This window comes from Avibacterium gallinarum (genome assembly GCF_002921135.1).
GTDB classification, from domain to species: domain Bacteria; phylum Pseudomonadota; class Gammaproteobacteria; order Enterobacterales; family Pasteurellaceae; genus Avibacterium; species Avibacterium gallinarum.
Genome location: NZ_PQVJ01000008.1, coordinates 23,892 through 42,710, shown reverse-complemented (window position 1 = coordinate 42,710; position 18,819 = coordinate 23,892). Strand labels below are relative to the sequence as shown.

Here is an 18,819-nt window from a genome sequence, read left to right as displayed (position 1 = left end):
CCTCGTAGGGACAGACCTATGTGTCAGTCCGCATAAAACGAAAAACAAAGTGCGGTGCAAATTTTATTTATTTTTTGATTGTTTTTAGTAAACTTGCCCACAAATAGATAAACAGAAAATCTTGAAAATCATTCATACAATTTATCATTTCACGCCTAATGAAAACGGACGTGATCCTATATAAAACCAATGAAAAATACAAAACACAAACAACCATTTAGCCCATTACAAAAAGCCTTATTTGCTCAATTAACGGAGATGATGAACGTGGATTATCGCCGTCTGCAAGGGCGAATTAAAGGGCTGCATCAAATCAAAAATCCACAAACCCAAGAAAAAGTTGCTGCAGAAATTCAGTTACAAATTCAGCAGGCGCAAGCACGTTTACAGCAACGAGAAAGTGCGATGGGAAAAATTGAATTTCCTGAAAACTTGCCAGTAAGCCAGCGTAAAGATGAAATTCTCAAAGCCATTGAGCAAAATCAAGTAGTGATTATTGCAGGGGAAACAGGGTCAGGTAAAACCACCCAGTTGCCGAAAATGTGCCTTGAGTTAGGGCGTGGAAAAAAAGGCTTGATTGGACACACCCAACCGCGCCGTATTGCCGCACGTTCAGTGGCAACACGCATTGCCGAAGAGCTACATTGTGAGCTAGGAACGCTGGTGGGTTATAAGGTGCGTTTTAACGATCAAATCAGTGATGACACCCAAATTAAGCTGATGACAGATGGTATTTTGCTCGCTGAAATTCAAAGTGATCCTTTTTTAAATCAATATGATACCTTGATCATTGATGAAGCTCACGAACGTAGCCTAAATAACGATTTTATTCTTGGTTATTTAAAACAGCTGCTGCCAAAACGCCCAGATTTAAAAGTGATTATCACCTCAGCAACCATTGATGTGGAGCGTTTCTCGCGTCATTTTAATAATGCGCCAATTATTGAAGTTTCGGGGCGAACCTATCCTGTGGAAGTGCGTTATCGCCCTGTGGCGGAAACGGAAGAACAAGATCAAATCCAATCCATTCTTAATGCCGTTGATGAATTGCAGGCAGAGGGGCGGGGCGACATTTTGATTTTCCTAAATGGTGAGCGTGAAATTCGTGACACCGCAGAAGCCTTGGAAAAACAGCACTTAAAACACACTGAAATTTTACCGCTCTTTGCTCGCTTATCGGCACAAGAGCAAAATAAAATTTTTCACCCAAGTGGCTTAAATCGCATCGTGCTTGCCACCAACGTGGCAGAAACTTCATTAACTGTACCAGGGATTAAATATGTGATTGACCCCGGCACGGCGCGCATTTCCCGTTATAGTTACCGTACCAAGGTGCAACGCTTGCCCATTGAGCCGATTTCACAAGCTTCGGCAAATCAACGCAAAGGGCGTTGTGGACGGGTATCTGAAGGGATTTGTATCCGCCTGTATTCAGAAGAGGATTTTAATCAGCGCTCAGAATTTACCGATCCTGAAATTTTGCGTACCAATCTCGCTTCCGTCATTTTACAAATGACCGCACTCGGGCTAGACGACATCAACGCATTTCCTTTTGTGGACGCACCAGATAAACGCCACATTCAAGACGGCATAAAATTGTTGGAGGAATTACAAGCCTTCCAAATCGTGAAAACCAAGCACGGCGAAAAACGTCAGCTCACCCAGATTGGACGCCAGCTTGCTCAGCTACCTGTTGATCCTCGTTTGGGGCGAATGATGATTGAAGCGGCGAAGCTCGGTTGTTTGCACGAAGTGATGATCATCATTGCCGCCCTTTCCATTCAAGATCCGCGAGAACGTCCACAAGAAAAACAACAAGCGGCAGATGAAAAACATCGCCGTTTTGCGGATAAAAAATCAGATTTTCTCGCGTTCTTAAACTTGTGGAATTATCTGCAAGAACAGCAAAAGGCTCTGAGCAAAAATCAGTTCCGCCGTTTGTGTCAGAAAGATTATTTGAATTATATCCGCGTGCGGGAATGGCAAGATATTTATCATCAAATCCGCCTTACCGTGCGAGAAATGGGCTTGCCGATTAATTCGCAAGCGGCAGAATATCCGCAAATTCACACCGCACTTTTATCGGGTTTGCTTTCTCATATTGGTATGAAAGAAGCGGAAAAACAGCAATATTTAGGCGCAAGAAACGCTCATTTTGCGATTTTTCCTAATTCCGTGCTATTCAAGAAGCAGCCAAAATGGTGTATGGCAGCGGAATTAGTGGAAACCTCCAAATTATGGGGACGAATGGTGGCAGAGATCGATCCCGAATGGATTGAGCCATTGGCACAGCATCTAGTGAAAAAATCTTATGCCGAGCCTCGCTGGTCAAAATCCAAAGGGGCAGTCATTGCTAATGAAAAAGTCACCCTTTATGGTGTGCCAATTGTGGCAAGCCGCCCTGTGAATTATGGCAAAATTGATCCCGTAGTGAGCCGTGAGATTTTCATTCAATCTGCCTTGGTGGAAGGAAATTGGCACACGAAACACACCTTCTTCTTGCAAAATCAACGGCTGATTCGCGAAGTGGAAGAGTTAGAACATAAAACGCGCCGCCGAGATATTTTGGTGGACGAACGCCGTTTATTTGAATTTTATGATCAACGCATTGGCACAGAAGTGGTGTCGCAAAAGCATTTTGATACTTGGTGGAAAAAAGCGCGGCAAAAAGATCCTGAATTGTTGAATTTTGAAAAAGCCTTTCTCACCAATGATAACGCCAATGTCAGCGAGCTAGATTTCCCTAATTTCTGGCATCAAGGCAATTTAAAATTAAAGCTTAGCTATCAATTTGAACCGGGTATGGAAGCCGATGGCGTAACAGTGCATATTCCTTTGCCATTGCTTAACCAAGTGGAAATGCAGGGTTTTGACTGGCAAATTCCGGGCTTACGCAAAGAATTGATTATCGCCCTGATTAAATCCTTACCAAAAACATTACGTCGCCATTTTGTGCCAGCACCGAATTATGCGGAAGCCTTTCTTGGCCGCGTGAATGACGTGGACAAACCCTTGCTAGAAACGCTGTCTGCGGAATTGCGCAAAATCACAGGTGTTTATGTTGCCCCTGATGAATGGAATCTCGCGCAAATTCCACCGCACTTAACAATGACATTCCGTGTGGTTAATGAAAAAGGTAAGAAAATTGCCGAGAGCAAAAATTTAGATGAACTCAAAGTGAGTCTGAAAGTGCAAGTGCAAGAAACCTTGTCAGCGGTGGCAGACGAAGGCATTGAGCAAACAGGGATTCATTTATGGAATTTCGACCAATTACCGCAATATTATGAGCAGAAAAAACAAGGCTTTACCATCAAAGCCTATCCTGCCATTGTGGACGAAAAAGATTCTGTTGGGATCAAATTATTTGAAACAGAATTTGAGCAAGCTGTCGCAATGGAACAGGGACTACGCCGTTTATTATTGCTTAACGTGCCATCACCGATAAAGTATTTGCACGAAAAACTGCCCAACAAATCAAAATTAGGATTGTATTTCACGCCATTTGGCAAAGTGCTGGAATTGATTGATGATTGTATCGCCTGCGCCGTGGATAAATTAGTGCAAGATTTCGGCGGTTTTGTGTGGAATGAACAGGATTTTGAACGCCTAAAAGATTACATTCGAGCCAATTTAAACGAAACCACAGTGGATATTGCCAAACAAGTGGAAGAGATTTTGACGCTCGTGTTTGAAATCAACAAACGCTTAAAAGGCAAAATGGATTTCACCTTAGCCTTTGCTCTTTCAGATATTAAAGCGCAAATTAATCATCTTATTTACCCAAACTTTGTGCAGAAAACGGGCTATCAACGCTTGCCAGATTTATTACGTTATTTGCAAGCCATTGATAAACGCATTGACAAATTATTGCAAGATCCCAACCGTGATCGTGCCGCAATGTTGCGGGTAGAAAATGTCGAAAAGGCGTATCAGCAGTTATTATTAAAATTGCCAAAATCTAAGCCAATCCCCGCAGAAGTGGCAGAGATCCCTTATATGATCGAGGAACTACGCGTCAGCCTATTCGCTCAACAACTCGGCACGAAATATCCTATTTCAGATAAACGGATTTTGAATGTGATTAATGAGATGGGGTAGCAGTACAATTATTGAAAAATCACTGCACTTTATTTATTGCTTTTTTCTTGGTGTAGCTAACGGATTTCGCCGTTGGCGACTTCCTTTCTTTTGCTTACCCAAAAGAGAGTAAGCAAAGAAAAGAACCCCGATCATCGTCAAATTTCTCTTACTTTCAGACTGCGTTATTTTGTCTTGCCGTACTGGCGTACTGTCTTCGCCAAAATGCCTTGTCTGTAAGTGAGAAATTTGACGAGCTCGCTTTTTCCTCATTCCGATAAAATTTTCTTAACGAAAAATCAGCCTGATGTTCGCTTCGCTCTCGCTCGGCGTGATTTTCCTAAAGATTTTATCTCCATTCGGGCGGTTTGGACGGGGAATGTGATTAAGCATTGTAGCATTGTAGGGTGGGCTTTAGCCCACCTAAAACAAAGCATAGGCAACCCGTGGCGTGAAAACGGCAAAATGGTGGGCTAAAGCCCACCCTACGAGATATGAAGGCGTATCATAACCTCCCGTGTAAATTGCCTTCATTTTTAACAAATTTTTAGAAAAGTAACGCCTGAACGCAGCGAAGCGAGTATGGGCTTACTTTTCGTTAAGAAAATTTGTTAAAAATGAAGATAAGCAATTTAGTCGGGTGCTTTTTTCTTTGTCTACTTTCTTTTGAGCAAACAAAAGAAAGTAGGTCGCTCAACGAGCGAAACTGGTTATTAATCACAAAGAAAAAAGTGATTTAACGATGAAACGATGAAACTAAAACTTTACTTTTCTCCTTTCGGGGACGCAAAAGAAAGTAGGTCGTTCAACGAGTGAAATCCGTTATTAATTCCAAAGAAAAACGAAATTTAATATAGAAAATTTAAGATAAAGTGCGGTGGAAATTTTTCAGATTTTAAAAATCTCAGAAAATTACACCGCACTTACTATTTTTTATAACTTAATCTTAAACATCATAAGTGCCCATTACGCTCGCTTGCGCAAGGATATGATTTTGCATCGCGAAGTGTAAGTCATTAAATCTAAAACCTGCTTTAAGATCGAGTTTGGTGTCTAAGGCGTAAACGATTAATTCATAACGGTGGCGGCAATTTGGTGGTGCCATTCCGCCGTAAAATGAGGCTTCAGCGATGTCGAATTTGCCTAATACACTCGCCCAGCTGTTTGCGCCTTGTACATAATCTGTCGCACTTTGGCTTTCATTTTCTTGCACGGAGGTGCGTTCTAAATTGGCAATGAGCCAATGTATCCACACAAAACCGCTGGCGGTAATGGCGTCTTTATCTTCTAACACCACTGCGAAAGATTTTGTGCCTTCTGGTGCATCTTCAATTTCAAATGGAATAGAGTAAGTTGGCATTCCGTTTGGGCTAAATTGCGTGCCGCGTTTTCCATATTTATCCAAAAAGACGCCTTGTTCAATGGCTTGGCTGGTTACTTTCATCCTGTTCTCCTTAATGAAAATAGTTGATAGCAAGAAAATAAAAAGTAAATAATAGTTTTAACCTTTCATTAATAATTTATCGGAAAAAATAAATCAAAGAAGTCATTTATTTGAATGGGATCACAGTAGATTCTAAGCAAGTTTTTTATATTAAACAAGCAGTAATCAAACAGTCTGAGGTTTTATATGGGAATTAGACAACTTTGGCAAGGAATGCAAACCTTGAATAATAAAAAACTTTTTTGCTTTCTTTTTTCTATTATTTTTGCTTTATAGCTTACCTTGCTTTCTTCCAATGCAAGTTTCACGAAAATTCAAAATTATGTGTTATTTCTGCTATTTTTGACGGTTAGGTTTATGGTGAACGGAAAAGATCCCTTTTTCCATCAGTATATAGCTTGATTTGATTGTTTCTAGTCTTTTTACTGAAGCAATGAAGAAAACCAAACTAATATTATTGTGGGGTTTTAATCAACCGTTACGATTGGTAGAGCGGGCGAAGTGGTAAAAAATTAGATACTGCATTAACGTTAGCGCAAGGATTAAAAGGCAGTAAGCCATAATTCACAGCATAATTTAAAATCTCGTTTATCAAGCGAATAGTGCGTTTTAGTGTGTCGCCTTTGCCTTGCTGGCTTAACGGTTCAAGGGATTTAATCACCACATTAGGCAGCATTTCAGCAACGGGCAAATGTCCGAGCAAAGGGAAAACATAAGTTTCCAAGCGTCGCCAATTCTTCTTCAAGGTGATAGGCTCAATTTCTAATGCTTTTTTCTCTTTCCACTTTTCAGCTACAGACAAAAAACTGTTCTCTATTTGCTCATTGATAGCCTGTTCTTCTTCCTTAGCTTTCTCTTGCGGATCGATACCTTGAGCAAGTAACGCACGAAATTCTTCACGTTTAGCGCGAGCCTGGGCTAGGGTAATGCTTGGATATGCGCCTACGCTGAATTTTGTTCGTTTTTTGCTAAAGGGGCGGTGATAATTAAATTGCCAAGTTTTAGATCCGGTAGTAGAGATAAGTAAAAATAGTCCATTGCCATCGGTTAAAGTGTAGGGCTTGTTTTGTGGTTTTGCCCGCTCAATTTCTGTATTAGTTAAAGGCTTGATAATACGCGCCATATCTAGTATCTCCGTAATTTTAGTAACTATGAAAGAGCGATTAGTAACTATATTCCGCTCGTGGTTACTATTATAGTTACTAAAAACTGCGGTTTAAGTCAATTGGCTACGATTAGTTGCGATAGGTAAAATAGGCTAAACCCTTGAAATTACAGGCATTAAAAAATGCCTTTCGAGTGGTTACGAAAGGCTTAGTTAAGTGTTTTGGTGCTCTGAGCGAGACTTGAACTCGCACGTCCTATGGACACTACCCCCTCAAGATAGCGTGTCTACCAATTCCACCATCAGAGCAAAATTCGGTTTAAATTATTGTGGGATATCTGAGTTTTGTTTTTCTTCCACTTTTGGTTGCTGTTCTTGAATTTTTTCTGCAACTTGTGAAAGATTATCAAATTTCCCTGTTTCAACATTATTTCTGTGAGAATTAATATTTGCAATAGCAATACTCACAACAAAGAAAATAGTGGCTAAAATAGCCGTAGTTTTAGTTAAAAAGTTACCTGCACCACTTGCACCAAATACTGTACCCGATGCACCGCCGCCGAATGATGCGCCTGCATTTGCGCCTTTACCTTGTTGGATCAAAATGAAACCAATAAGGACAACGGATACCACTAAGTAGATAATTAACAGTGCTTGATACATTATTTCTTCTCTTGTTCTTGAATAGCAAATTTAACGCGCGAATATTAGCGAATATTACAATGACACGCAAGGGATTTTCAGCAAAAAATGGTTAGTTGTTTTAATTGTAAGCAAATTTTTTCTGTTTTGCTGAAAAGTGCAGCGAAAAATTTACGATTTTTTTACCGCACTTTTGCGTTTGTAGCCTTTGTTGGGGGGGGGGCCATCTGTCTTGAAAGTACTCCGAGCTGTCGTAATGCATCAAAATTGGTATAACTGAGCATTGCAGGCAGGGATTGCACCAATTCGTGCATAAATTGATGATAACTCAGCGCTTTTTGGCTAATGCTGTTGAGCTGTGCTTCCCAGTGGGCGGTCATATCTGGTAGCGTGGCGATGTCAGGCAGGGCTTGAATTAAAATTCGTCCTGTTTCGGTACTATGAATATGACGCCCTTTTTTATAAACAAAACCACGCTTAAATAGCAGTTCAATAATGCTGGCGCGCGTGGCTTCTGTGCCTAAGCCATCGGTTTCGCGTAGGATTTTTTTCAACGCTTTATCTTGTACGAAACGTGCGATCCCAGTCATTGCGGAAAGCAGTGTCGCATCTGAAAAGGGTTTTGGCGGTTGCGTTTTTTTACTCAGAATTTCGCCTTTTTCACAGAATAATTCTTGTCCTTTTTTCACTTCAGGCAGCAAGGGTTCAGCGTTATTTTGCTCATCATTTTCTTTGCCCCACAGTTCTTTCCAGCCAGCCACTTGTAAATTGCTCGCTGCCGCAACAAATTTTCCCCCTGCAATATTTAAGGTGATTTTACAGCGGCGGTATTCCGCATCTGCGCAGAATTGGGCGAGATATTGGCGCGCGATAAGCTGATAAATATTGCGTTCCATCTGCGTTAGATTGACAGGCCGATTTTTTGCTGTTGGAATAATTGCGTGGTGCGCTTCCACCTTTTTATCATTCCAGCAGCGATTTCGCTGTTCAGGATTGATAATAGTCGGTAACGGCTGATAATCGGGCGCGTGAATGGAAATGGCATTCATCACCTTATGGCGTTCAGCGAAATGTTCTTCAGGCAAATAACGGCAATCGGAACGCGGATAAGTAATCAAACGGTGCGTTTCATATAAGCGCTGGCAAGTATCCAGCACTTCTTGCGCTGAAAGCCCATAGCGTTTTGCCGCATCAATTTGCAAGGCGGAAAGGGAATAAGGCAAGGGCGCGCTTTCTTTTTCACGTTTGTCTTGATAATCCGTTACCGTTGCAGGTTGGCTTGTAATGCGCTTTACCACATTTTCCGCTAAGGCGCGGGAAAGCACACGGCCATCTTCATCTTGATAATCCTCGCACGCTTTACTTGGCTGCCAAAGAGCGGTGAATTTTTGCGGAATTTCTTCCTTGGTTTGTACAAAAGCCTGCACTTCAAAATAATCTTTCGGTTGGAAATTTTCAATTTCTAGATCACGGCGAACGATTAAGCCCAGCACAGGCGTTTGCACTCGCCCCACCGAAAGCACGCCACGATAGCCCACATTCTGTCCACGCTTAGTGTAAGAACGCGTCATATTGATGCCATACAGCCAATCCGCTCTAGCACGCGCCAGCGCAGAGGTGGCTAGAGGGATAAAGTTTTGATTTGATTGTAATTTTTTTACCGCTTTTTGCACCGCACTTGGGTTTAAATCGCTAATTAAGCAGCGTTGAATTTGTGCTTTTTTCTCAGCAGAAAGATTGGCGTAGCTAAACACTTCGTCCACCAATAATTGCCCTTCACGATCAGGGTCTCCCGCATTGATAAGTTGATCGGCTTGATGAATCAGCTTTATTACCGTATCTAGCTGTTTTTTCACTGATTTTTTGGGGATAAGCAGCCATTTTTGCGGCACGATAGGTAAATCTTCCACACGCCAAGTTTTGAATTTGGGATCGTAAGCGTCAGGTTCGGCTTGTTCTAACAGATGACCAACGCACCAAGTGACACAATCATTTTCACCACAGCGAATAAAACCATCACCGCGCTGATGAGGTTTGGGTAATACATCAGCAATGGCGCGGGCAAGGCTAGGTTTCTCGGCTATAAATAATCGCATAGGGGACAACATCAATCATCTAAAACAAAGTTCGGCATTCTAACACAGATTTGATTATTCCCAATTTATTAATTTTTCGTTAGAATGTCGCCACTTATTAACATTGAGGATAAAAATTATGTTTGGAAAAGGTGGCTTAGGCAACTTAATGAAACAAGCCCAGCAAATGCAAGATCGTATGCAAAAAATGCAAGAAGAAATTGCACAGTTGGAAGTAACAGGAGAATCAGGCGCAGGCTTGGTAAAAATTACCGTGAATGGTGCGCATAATTGTCGCCGTATTGAAATCGATCCTTCGCTAATGGAAGACGATAAAGAAATGCTCGAAGATCTTATCGCAGCAGCGTTCAATGATGCGGTTCGCCGTGCAGAAGAATTGCAAAAAGAAAAAATGGCATCTGTTACCGCAGGAATGTCATTACCCCCTGGCTTTAAAATGCCATTCTAAATTTTCCCTAATTTTGCACCGCACTTCGTTTCTTATTAAAAATCAAAGTGCGGTGCGTTTTTTGTTTATTTTTAGGCAAAACAATGCAAACAAGCCCATTATTAGAAAATCTTATTGACGCATTACGCTGTTTACCTGGTGTCGGCCCGAAATCTGCACAACGAATGGCGTATCATTTATTGCAACGAGATCGCAGTGGTGGAATGGATCTGGCGCGTGCATTAACTGCCGCAATGTCGCAAATTGGCCACTGCGAACAGTGCCGAACCTTTACTGAAGAAGAAGTTTGCACCATTTGCAATAATCCACGCCGTCAAAACACAGGCTTGCTTTGTGTGGTAGAGCAGCCTTCCGACATTCAAGCCATTGAACAAACAGGGCAATTTTCAGGACGTTATTTTGTCTTAATGGGACATCTTTCCCCGTTAGACGGCATTGGACCAAGAGAAATCGGCTTAGATTTACTAAACAGACGTCTACAAAATGAAGCCTTTCGTGAAGTGATCCTTGCCACCAACCCAACGGTGGAAGGCGAAGCCACCGCCAATTACATCGCGGAACTTTGTATGCAACAAAATATCAAAGTAACCCGCATTGCCCACGGTATTCCTGTCGGCGGTGAACTAGAAACTGTGGATAGCAACACCCTCGGGCATTCTTTCTCAGGGCGGAGAGAGATTCAGTATTAAATATTGGAAAATTCAATGCGGGTATAATAAAGAAAAGAATGGTGCGACTAGCTGGACTCGAACCAGTGACCCCCACCATGTCAAGGTGGTGCTCTAACCAACTGAGCTATAGTCGCACTGAAATTTGCGAGCTATCTTAGCGAGTTTTATTGCGTAAGACAAGCACGTTTTGCATATCAAATAATTAATTGACATAAATTTAATCAATGGCTTAGCGTTTTTTGCTGTTTTTTTCGTGTGGGCGATCTCGATCTCGTCTTGTTTTAGGCGTATAATAGCCCGCAATTTTTAGTTTGTATTTTGAAGAACAATGGAGTAAGTAATGTCTAGAAGACTAAGAAGAACCAAAATTGTATGTACTATGGGACCTTCTACAGACCGTGGTAATAATTTAGAAAAAATTATTGCGGCGGGCGCAAATGTAGTGAGAATGAACTTTTCTCACGGTACGCCTGAAGATCACATTGGGCGTGCGCAACGTGTGCGTGAAATTGCACAAAAATTAGGTAAAACCGTGGCAATTTTAGGGGATCTACAAGGGCCTAAAATCCGTGTTTCAACCTTTAAAGATGGCAAAATTTTCTTAAATGTTGGTGATAAATTTGTTTTAGACGCAGAATTACCAAAAGGTGAAGGTGATCAAGAGTCTGTAGGTTTAGATTATAAAACCTTACCGCAAGACGTTGTTCCAGGTGATATTTTATTATTAGATGATGGTCGTGTTCAGTTAAAAGTATTATCTACTGAAGGCGCGAAAGTATTCACTGAGGTGACAGTTGGCGGCCCTCTTTCAAATAACAAAGGGATTAACAAATTAGGTGGTGGTTTATCTGCAGATGCCTTAACTGAAAAAGATAAAGCTGACATTATCACTGCAGCGCGTATTGGCGTGGATTACTTAGCGGTGTCTTTCCCACGCTCAAGTGCAGATTTGAACTACGCGCGTCAATTAGCGGAAGAAGCAGGACTTAAAGCAAAAATTGTTGCGAAAGTAGAACGTGCGGAAACCGTAATGAGTGATGAAGCAATGGACGATATTATCCTAGCTTCTGACGTGATTATGGTGGCACGTGGTGATTTAGGGGTTGAGATTGGCGATCCTGAATTAGTGGGGGTGCAGAAAAAATTAATCCGCCGTTCACGTCAATTAAACCGTGTGGTGATCACCGCAACACAAATGATGGAATCGATGATCAGCAACCCAATGCCAACGCGTGCGGAAGTAATGGACGTAGCAAATGCGGTATTGGACGGTACAGATGCAGTAATGCTTTCAGCGGAAACTGCTGCGGGTCAATACCCAGCTGAAACAGTAGCTGCGATGGCGAAAGTATGTTTAGGCGCAGAAAAAATGCCTAGCGTAAATGTTTCACGCCACCGTGTTGATCGCACTTTTGAAACGATTGAAGAAGCGGTTGCGATGTCAGCAATGTTCGCGGCGAACCATATGAAAGGAGTGGCGGCAATTATTGCAATGACAAACAGCGGTCATACAGCGAAATTAATGTCGCGTATTAGCTCTGGCTTACCAATTTTCGCATTATCACGTCATCAAGAAACCTTGAATCTTTGTGCGTTATATCGTGGTGTTGTGCCAGTTCATTTCGATCAAGAAAGCCGTACAATCGAAGGCTTAAAAGCTGCGATTCAATTGTTGAAAGATAAAGGGTATTTGGTAACAGGTGATCTTGTATTATTAACTCAAGGTGATCTTTTAACTTCTGGCGGAACAAACACTTGCCGCACATTAGTGGTTGAATAATCTGATTTTTAACCAAAACTAGGTTTGAAAAAGAAAAGTTACCCACAAAATGGGTAACTTTTTTATTTGACGCCTATCAACTTTAGTCGGAATAACATTTCCTTATTTTTCCTACTGATTGTTATAATGACGAAGTTTAATTTGATCGGGAGAAAGCATAATGAGCGTATTTAGCAAAGACCAAGTATTAGACAGATTTCGTTTTCGTGCCGCAACACGTTATTACGATCCAAATAAAAAAGTGAGTCGTGAAGATTTTGATTATATTTTAGAGCTTGCACGTTTATCGCCAAGTTCTGTAGGCTCAGAGCCTTGGCACTTTGTGGTCATTCAAAATCCCGAATTGCGTGAAAAATTGAAACCAGTGAGTTGGGGAATGGCAACGCAACTTGATGATGCGAGTTATGTAGTGGCGCTTTTAGCAAAGAAAAATGCCCGTTACGATTCAGATTATTTTCATAATGCTTTGGTTAAGCGTGGATTAACCGCAGAACAAATGGAAAAAGCAAAAGAAAAATACCGCACTTTTCAGCAAAATGATATGAAAGTGCTAGAAAGTGAGCGTGCATTATTTGATTGGACAAGCAAGCAAGCCTACATTGCACTAGCAAATATGATGACTGGCGCGGCATTTATTGGTGTGGATAGCTGTCCGATTGAAGGCTTTAACTATGAAGCGGTAAATCAAATTTTAGCCGAGGCTGGTGCGTTTGATCCTGCGGAGTGGGGCGTTTCTGTGATGGTAACCTTTGGTTATCGTGCGAAAGAGATTAAAGCCAAATCAAGAAAACCGATGGAAGAATTAGTAACTTGGGTGGAATAGCAGATTTAATCTAAATAAAGAAACTCCTATATTTTATTCTAACGATCTATTTTTTAAAACCCACTGTCCCTGACCTTGATGAAATCGTTCCCTTACCCCCAGCCAAACTTCCACCTTGGGACGGTAAAATCGCTTTTCAACGTTGGTTTGAAGGCCCTTCACCGCAAAAACCAAGTGATGAGTTAATGCAGAAACTGGCTGAAAAAGCCGGGTTAGATTGGCAGACTGGATTGCCGATGAAAAAATAAGGGAAAAACCACCGCACTTTTTATTGAGAGCAGAAAAAAGTGCGGTGGAAAATTAAGGCGGATTTATGGTTTTTGTTTAAGCATCACTGTTCTATTTTTATCCTAATGTAGCGAGGTCAGACTAATGAAATCAATCAAAAAACTAGTATTACTCAGTCTTATTGCCAGCTTGTGTGCGTGTCACACAGTGGCCTCAACCAGTAAGGATAAGCCGATGCAAAAAAACAACAGCATTTTAGATAACCTCACCTTTGAGTGTAAACACGAAGTGCGTCCACCTATTGATAAAGAAGTACATAGCCTCTATGACTATGCGCTGTATCATGGCCTACACAATATGTGGCGGGGCAAGAAAGGTGATGAGGTCTGGCAAAATATGGCAGTGTATTACCGTATTGCTGCCTATAATGGCGATTATCAGGCGAATTTACGCTTGCAATGGTTATTGGAAACCAAACGTGTGGTGGTGAAAAAACCACAAACAGAAGTGTATCACTTAAATAAAGAACTGGAAAAAACTTTACCTGCCACGGCGATGTATAAACTTTACTACCACCTTGATAGCAACTATGGGGTAAAAACTAGCCCAAGGGGGAAGTTTGCTTATCTGCGTAAAGCAGCTGATATGGGAAGTCGAGATGCACAATATGATATAGGACAGCTTTTAGCGTTGCTTAATGATAAAAATACCTTGCGATTTAGGTTAGATCTGCGGGAACAATTACTAAAATGTGCAGCGACGCAAGGGCAGTCAGAAGCAGCTGGATGGCTAGGAATATACTATGAATCAGATAAAAAGTATCAAGAGGCGATTCAAGCTTATCATCAAGGAGTCAAAGCTGGAAATCAGCAATCTGCATATAGTTTATCTCTTGGATTTAGAGAAACTAATCCTAAAGATTCAGATTATCTAGGCGGTAAAATAGATCTAGAACGCGCCACACGCTATAAGATGATCGATGATTATTTATTTAAATATTACTTTTTAAAACCCACCGTCCCCGATCTTGATGAAATCGTTCCCTTACCCCCAGCCAAACTGCCTGCTTGGGACGGTAAAATCGCTTTTCAACGTTGGTTTGAAGGCCCTTCACCGCAAAAACCAAGTGATGAGTTAATGCAAAAACTGGCTGAAAAAGCAGGGCTAGATTGGCAAACTGGATTGCCGATGAAAAAATAAGGGAAAAACCACCGCACTTAAGTGCGGTGGTTTTTTCTCAATTTTTAGTTTTTATTAAGCCAGTTCAGCACGCAATTTCTTCGTCACATCAACCATTACTTCTAATTGCTGTAAGGTTTCTGTCCAACCGCGGGTTTTTAAGCCACAGTCTGGGTTTACCCATAAACGCTCTTTTGGTACCACTTTCAAGGCTTTGCGTAGCAGATGTTCGATTTCCTCTGGTTTTGGTACGCGTGGGCTGTGAATGTCGTACACGCCTGGACCGATGTCGTTTGGATATTTGAAATCAGCGAATGCGTTTAACAATTCCATATCTGAACGTGAAGTTTCAATGGTGATCACGTCCGCATCCAGTGCCGCAATGGCTGGCAAGATGTCGTTAAATTCGGAATAACACATATGGGTGTGAATTTGTGTGTCATCTTGCACGCCCATTGAGCTTAAACGGAATGCTTCGCCTGCCCATTGTAGATACGCGTCCCAGTCTGCACGTTTAAGCGGTAAGCCTTCGCGGATTGCTGGTTCGTCAATTTGGATCACTTTAATGCCTGCTTTTTCTAAATCTAACACTTCGTCAGAAAGTGCCACGCCAATTTGTTTACACACGGTAGCGCGTGGAATATCGTTTCGCACGAACGACCATTGTAAAATCGTAACAGGGCCAGTGAGCATTCCTTTCATTACTTTGTTGGTTAGGCTTTGTGCATATTGCGACCAACGAACCGTCATCGGCACAGGGCGAACGACATCACCGTAAATAATTGGTGGCTTCACACAACGTGAACCGTAGCTTTGCACCCAGCCGAATTTGGTGAATGCGAAACCATCTAATAATTCCCCGAAGTATTCCACCATATCGTTACGTTCCGCTTCGCCGTGAACGAGGACATCAAGGTCGAGTTTTTCTTGCTCACGTACTACCAACTCGATTTCTTTTTTCATCGCCGCTTCGTAATCTTCAAGGCTTAGTGTACCTTTTTTGAATTGGGCGCGAGCTTGGCGAATTTCGCTAGTTTGCGGGAATGAGCCGATATTTGTGGTTGGTAATAACGGTAAATTTAACCACGCATTTTGTTTGGCGATACGCTCAGCAAATGGCGATTTGCGTTGATCCGCACCTTCTGGCAAGTTAGCTAAACGTGCAGCCACTTCAGGGCGATGAATTTCTTTGCTGTTGGCACGCGAATCAGCCGCTGCTTGGCTTGCATCAAGCTCTGCTTGCACGGCAGCACGCCCTTGTTCAAGTGCGGTCTTAATGACGGACAATTCTTGCACTTTTTGAAGCGTGAACGCCAACCAGTTGTAAAGCTCAGGTTTGTTCTCTTTGAGTTGCACTTCCACCGATAAATCATAAGGGCTATGCAATAACGAGCAGCTTGGCGCAATCCATAAACGCTCGCCTAATTTGGCTTTTAACGGTTCAAGTACATCTAACACCTGATTGAGGTTGGCACGCCATACGTTACGCCCGTCAATTACACCAGCGGAAAGCACCTTGTCATAATCTGCAAAGGCGACGAGCTGTTCAGGGGCGCGTACTAAGTCAATGTGCAAACCGCCCACAGGTAAGGCTTTGAGCAATTCCGCGTGTTGTGCTACTGAGCCAAAATAGGTCGCAAGTAATAATTTTGCGTTGACTTTTTCGCTTAATGTGGCATACACCGCTTTGTAAGCCTCAACCCACTCAGGGGCTAAATCCACCGCTAAGGCTGGCTCATCAATTTGAATCCACTCCACGCCCTCAGCCGCTAACGCATTGAGAATTTCCACATAAACAGGCACGAGTTTATTTAATAATGCAAAGCGATCAAAGGCTTCACCTTTTTCCTTACCTAAATGTAAGAACGTCAATGGGCCAACAATGGTCGGTTTCACATTTAAACCAAGGGCTTTGGCTTCACGAATTTGTTGCACATAATGGGCTGGGTTGGCTTTAAATTCGGTGTTTTTGTGAAATTCTGGCACTAAATAGTGATAGTTGGTATCAAACCATTTTGTCATCTCAATGGCGAATTGCTCTTTGTTACCACGCGCCAGTTGGAAATATTGATCAAGCGTTAATTGCTGGCTATCAAAACCAAAACGTGCAGGAATTGCCCCTGTTGCCACCTGCAGATCTAAAATATGATCATAAAAAGTGAAATCTGCCACTGCCACATAATCTGCATTGGCGGCTGCTTGGTGTTTCCAGTTAATCTCACGCAAGGCTTTGGCAATATCTAATAAATCTTGCTCCGCAATCTCGCCACGCCAATAACGCTCTTGGGCAAATTTAAGCTCACGTTTCGCGCCAACACGCGGAAAACCTAAAAGATGAAATGTTGTCATAATCGAACTCCTGTCTTTATTATTAATCAAATAGACGTCTAAACGTCTTTCTTGCGTCTAATAATGCCGAAAGGCTCTGTATTATGCAATGTCATAATTTTCACGTTTTGTATGAATAAAATTAATATTCATATAATGGCAAAAAATTTATCCCAAAAGCACCGCACTTTAGCTAGTGTGCTTTGTTTATATAAATCATTGTGTTGTGCTACAATCTCGCTCATTTTAATCTTTTAGGATCATCAAAATGAAAAAAGCCCTATCACTCATTGTGTTATACAGTGTGTTATTACTCGGAAGCGAATTACTCTATCGCATTGTGTTTGCTGTTCCAGCTTTGCCTATGGGTAAATTAGTGGAGAATTATGCGTTTATTTTGGTATTTGTTGCATTGTTATATAAGAGTCGTACAATGCTTACTTCTTGCTTTCTTTGCAATAAGTTTTATTGGTAACAATGTTCATTATGCGGCTTATCAAAGCTGGATTACGCCAATGAATTTATATTTGCTCTTTGAAGAGTGGCATGAGGTGATAGGGGCAAGTAGTTCCTTAATCGATAAGGCGTTATTTCCCGCATTATGGGGCTTATTAGAAGTGATTTTTGTCAGCTCTATTTTATGTTTTCAACGTAAACGTTCTTGGATTGCTGATGGAGTATTTTTTCTCTTGATGATTTTTGGCCTTGTGCGTGTGGCTTTAGATGAGAGTAAGAGCATTATTTCGCCGAAATTGTCTTATGGACGCATTAAAACGAACTATCTCAGTTTAAGTTCATTTGTGGGGCATACCTTACCTTATAAGGTGTTACACCTAAGCGTTGTGCCTGATTATCAAATGGCTGAGCCACAGGTGGTGAGCAAACCTAAAGTTCGCAATATCATTTTTTTACTCGGAGAGAGTGAAAGTGCTAAACATGTCAGTTATTTTGGTTATGATTTTGAAAATCGAAACACCACGCCATTTTTAACTCGGTTTGCTCAATCTGATGCTCAACCTATTGTCAAAGAAACCTATTCTGCGGGATTACTTACTGCAATTGCACTTCCTTCTTTATTCAATGCTATTGAATACCCAAATGGATTATCCCAAATTTCTAAAGGTACAACGAATTTATTTCGTTTAGCTAAACAGCAAGGCTACCAAACTTATTTTTATACTGCACAATCTCAAGAGGATATGGATCTGCTTAATTTATTAGGTAAAACGTGGATTGATGAGCTGAAATATCCTACAGATCTTGGTTTTGGATTTAAACAACATATGTCTGATAGGGAATTATTACCCTTATTGAAAAAGATTAATTTACGGGAAGGTAATCATTTTATTATTTTACATCAGCGCGGTTCACATATGCCTTATGGCAAGATTTTAACTGCGGAGCAAAAAGTATTCGGTGATAAAACCGCAAATGATGAATATGACAACACTATTTATGCCACTGATCAGCTAATGAAAGCCATTATTCATTATTTACAGCAACAAACTGAGCAAGATTGGCTGTTTATTTATACTTCTGATCACGGACAATTTGTTACGCCTGAACGTCATATTCAGGCGACAATGGACGAGGATAATTATCTTGTACCAACTGTGTTGTATAGCCCTGACAGCGTAGTGCAACAACAATTGCAGCAAGCTTTTTCACAATGTGATCGTTTATTTCATCAGCAAATTGCTACGTTATTGTTAAATAGCTTTGGTTATCAACAGCGAATTAGTTCTTGTGAACAAGGGTATGTCAATAATAATGATCTTTCAGGCGATCAGGGTTATTTACAAATAACGCCAAATGCAATCGAGTGGGTGAATCCTAGCAAATCTCTTAAATAAAGAAAATGAGGTAGAGTAAAGCGCTACCTCATTTTTGATCTTTCTTCTCTGTCAATTCTAACCTGTACAGTACTCCTATTTTTGTGTTTTGACAAAGCATACGCAGTTAAAAATAGAAGTGCCATTTCATAAAAAAATTTTATGT

At 41.3% G+C, this 18,819-nt stretch carries 14 protein-coding genes and 2 tRNA genes; 9 read left to right on the top strand and 7 right to left on the bottom strand.

The features are described from left to right. The first annotated feature begins 189 nt into the window (after window positions 1-189). Window positions 190-4,098 carry an ATP-dependent RNA helicase HrpA gene (hrpA, locus tag C3007_RS03375; RefSeq protein WP_103853098.1) on the top strand — a complete coding sequence of 1,303 codons (3,909 nt, stop codon included), beginning with the start codon at window positions 190-192 and terminating at the stop codon, window positions 4,096-4,098. A 219-nt stretch (window positions 4,099-4,317) separates the two neighbouring features. Further along, entirely contained in the window at window positions 4,318-4,554 is a 237-nt protein-coding gene (locus C3007_RS11445; protein ID WP_165779947.1) for a hypothetical protein, read from the top strand. A 469-nt stretch (window positions 4,555-5,023) separates the two neighbouring features. On the opposite strand, the gene C3007_RS03370 is transcribed toward C3007_RS11445, so the two are convergent. The 5 genes from C3007_RS03370 to C3007_RS03350 all read right to left on the bottom strand — a co-directional run bounded on the left by C3007_RS03370 (window position 5,024) and on the right by C3007_RS03350 (window position 9,364). Continuing rightward, entirely contained in the window at window positions 5,024-5,521 is a 498-nt protein-coding gene (locus C3007_RS03370) for a YbhB/YbcL family Raf kinase inhibitor-like protein (RefSeq protein WP_103853097.1), read from the bottom strand. Window positions 5,522-5,999: 478 nt separating this feature from the next. Then, window positions 6,000-6,644 (bottom strand): integrase arm-type DNA-binding domain-containing protein, encoded by a 645-nt coding sequence (locus C3007_RS03365; protein WP_243397654.1) that lies wholly within the window; start codon window positions 6,642-6,644, stop codon window positions 6,000-6,002. 205 nt (window positions 6,645-6,849) lie between these two features. After that, a tRNA-Leu gene (locus C3007_RS03360) sits at window positions 6,850-6,935 on the bottom strand. Window positions 6,936-6,950: 15 nt separating this feature from the next. After that, the gene (gene secG / locus C3007_RS03355) at window positions 6,951-7,289 is read right to left on the bottom strand and encodes a preprotein translocase subunit SecG (protein WP_103853096.1); all 339 of its coding nucleotides are present in this window, start codon (window positions 7,287-7,289) and stop codon (window positions 6,951-6,953) included. Window positions 7,290-7,450: 161 nt separating this feature from the next. Further along, on the bottom strand, window positions 7,451-9,364 hold the full coding sequence (locus C3007_RS03350; RefSeq protein WP_103853099.1) for a DNA topoisomerase III: 1,914 nt from the start codon (window positions 9,362-9,364) through the stop codon (window positions 7,451-7,453). Between the two features lie 118 nt (window positions 9,365-9,482). On the opposite strand from C3007_RS03350, the gene C3007_RS03345 reads away from it, so the two are divergent. Further along, window positions 9,483-9,812 carry a YbaB/EbfC family nucleoid-associated protein gene (locus C3007_RS03345; protein WP_103853095.1) on the top strand — a complete coding sequence of 110 codons (330 nt, stop codon included), beginning with the start codon at window positions 9,483-9,485 and terminating at the stop codon, window positions 9,810-9,812. 83 nt (window positions 9,813-9,895) lie between these two features. Beyond that, a complete protein-coding gene (recR, locus tag C3007_RS03340) occupies window positions 9,896-10,501 on the top strand; it encodes a recombination mediator RecR (protein WP_103853094.1) in 606 nt (201 codons plus the stop codon). A 39-nt stretch (window positions 10,502-10,540) separates the two neighbouring features. On the opposite strand, the gene C3007_RS03335 is transcribed toward recR, so the two are convergent. Further along, window positions 10,541-10,617: transfer RNA gene (locus C3007_RS03335), tRNA-Val, on the bottom strand. A 206-nt stretch (window positions 10,618-10,823) separates the two neighbouring features. Here C3007_RS03335 and pyk point away from each other — a divergent pair. The 4 genes from pyk (at window position 10,824) to C3007_RS03315 (ending at window position 14,514) form a co-directional block, all read left to right on the top strand. Next, entirely contained in the window at window positions 10,824-12,263 is a 1,440-nt protein-coding gene (gene pyk, locus C3007_RS03330; protein ID WP_103853093.1) for a pyruvate kinase, read from the top strand. Between the two features lie 160 nt (window positions 12,264-12,423). Then, complete coding sequence (locus C3007_RS03325; protein WP_103853092.1) at window positions 12,424-13,086, top strand: NAD(P)H-dependent oxidoreductase; 663 nt, start codon at window positions 12,424-12,426, stop codon at window positions 13,084-13,086. 14 nt (window positions 13,087-13,100) lie between these two features. Continuing rightward, window positions 13,101-13,334, top strand: a complete 234-nt coding sequence (locus C3007_RS11675; protein ID WP_370445392.1) for a DUF6396 domain-containing protein — start codon at window positions 13,101-13,103, stop codon at window positions 13,332-13,334. 214 nt (window positions 13,335-13,548) lie between these two features. Next, window positions 13,549-14,514: an SEL1-like repeat protein gene (locus C3007_RS03315; RefSeq protein ID WP_243397653.1), complete on the top strand. Its 966-nt coding sequence runs from the start codon at window positions 13,549-13,551 to the stop codon at window positions 14,512-14,514. 54 nt (window positions 14,515-14,568) lie between these two features. Here C3007_RS03315 and metE read toward each other — a convergent pair whose 3' ends face one another. Then, entirely contained in the window at window positions 14,569-16,842 is a 2,274-nt protein-coding gene (metE, locus tag C3007_RS03310; RefSeq protein ID WP_103853090.1) for a 5-methyltetrahydropteroyltriglutamate--homocysteine S-methyltransferase, read from the bottom strand. Window positions 16,843-17,207: 365 nt separating this feature from the next. Here metE and C3007_RS03305 point away from each other — a divergent pair, with 365 nt between their 5' ends. After that, window positions 17,208-18,674, top strand: coding sequence for a phosphoethanolamine transferase (locus C3007_RS03305; protein WP_243397652.1), 1,467 nt, complete (start codon window positions 17,208-17,210; stop codon window positions 18,672-18,674). Window positions 18,675-18,819 lie beyond the last annotated feature (145 nt).

What these genes read in the sequence shown, in the direction of transcription:
- hrpA (WP_103853098.1), top strand. Translation starts at nt 190, where the DNA reads ATGAAAAATACAAAACACAAACAACCATTTAGCCCATTACAAAAAGCC.
- C3007_RS03370 (WP_103853097.1), bottom strand. Translation starts at nt 5,521, where the DNA reads ATGAAAGTAACCAGCCAAGCCATTGAACAAGGCGTCTTTTTGGATAAA.
- C3007_RS03365 (WP_243397654.1), bottom strand. Translation starts at nt 6,644, where the DNA reads ATGGCGCGTATTATCAAGCCTTTAACTAATACAGAAATTGAGCGGGCA.
- secG (WP_103853096.1), bottom strand. Translation starts at nt 7,289, where the DNA reads ATGTATCAAGCACTGTTAATTATCTACTTAGTGGTATCCGTTGTCCTT.
- C3007_RS03350 (WP_103853099.1), bottom strand. Translation starts at nt 9,364, where the DNA reads ATGCGATTATTTATAGCCGAGAAACCTAGCCTTGCCCGCGCCATTGCT.
- C3007_RS03345 (WP_103853095.1), top strand. Translation starts at nt 9,483, where the DNA reads ATGTTTGGAAAAGGTGGCTTAGGCAACTTAATGAAACAAGCCCAGCAA.
- recR (WP_103853094.1), top strand. Translation starts at nt 9,896, where the DNA reads ATGCAAACAAGCCCATTATTAGAAAATCTTATTGACGCATTACGCTGT.
- pyk (WP_103853093.1), top strand. Translation starts at nt 10,824, where the DNA reads ATGTCTAGAAGACTAAGAAGAACCAAAATTGTATGTACTATGGGACCT.
- C3007_RS03325 (WP_103853092.1), top strand. Translation starts at nt 12,424, where the DNA reads ATGAGCGTATTTAGCAAAGACCAAGTATTAGACAGATTTCGTTTTCGT.
- C3007_RS03315 (WP_243397653.1), top strand. Translation starts at nt 13,549, where the DNA reads ATGCAAAAAAACAACAGCATTTTAGATAACCTCACCTTTGAGTGTAAA.
- metE (WP_103853090.1), bottom strand. Translation starts at nt 16,842, where the DNA reads ATGACAACATTTCATCTTTTAGGTTTTCCGCGTGTTGGCGCGAAACGT.
- C3007_RS03305 (WP_243397652.1), top strand. Translation starts at nt 17,208, where the DNA reads ATGCGTTTATTTTGGTATTTGTTGCATTGTTATATAAGAGTCGTACAA.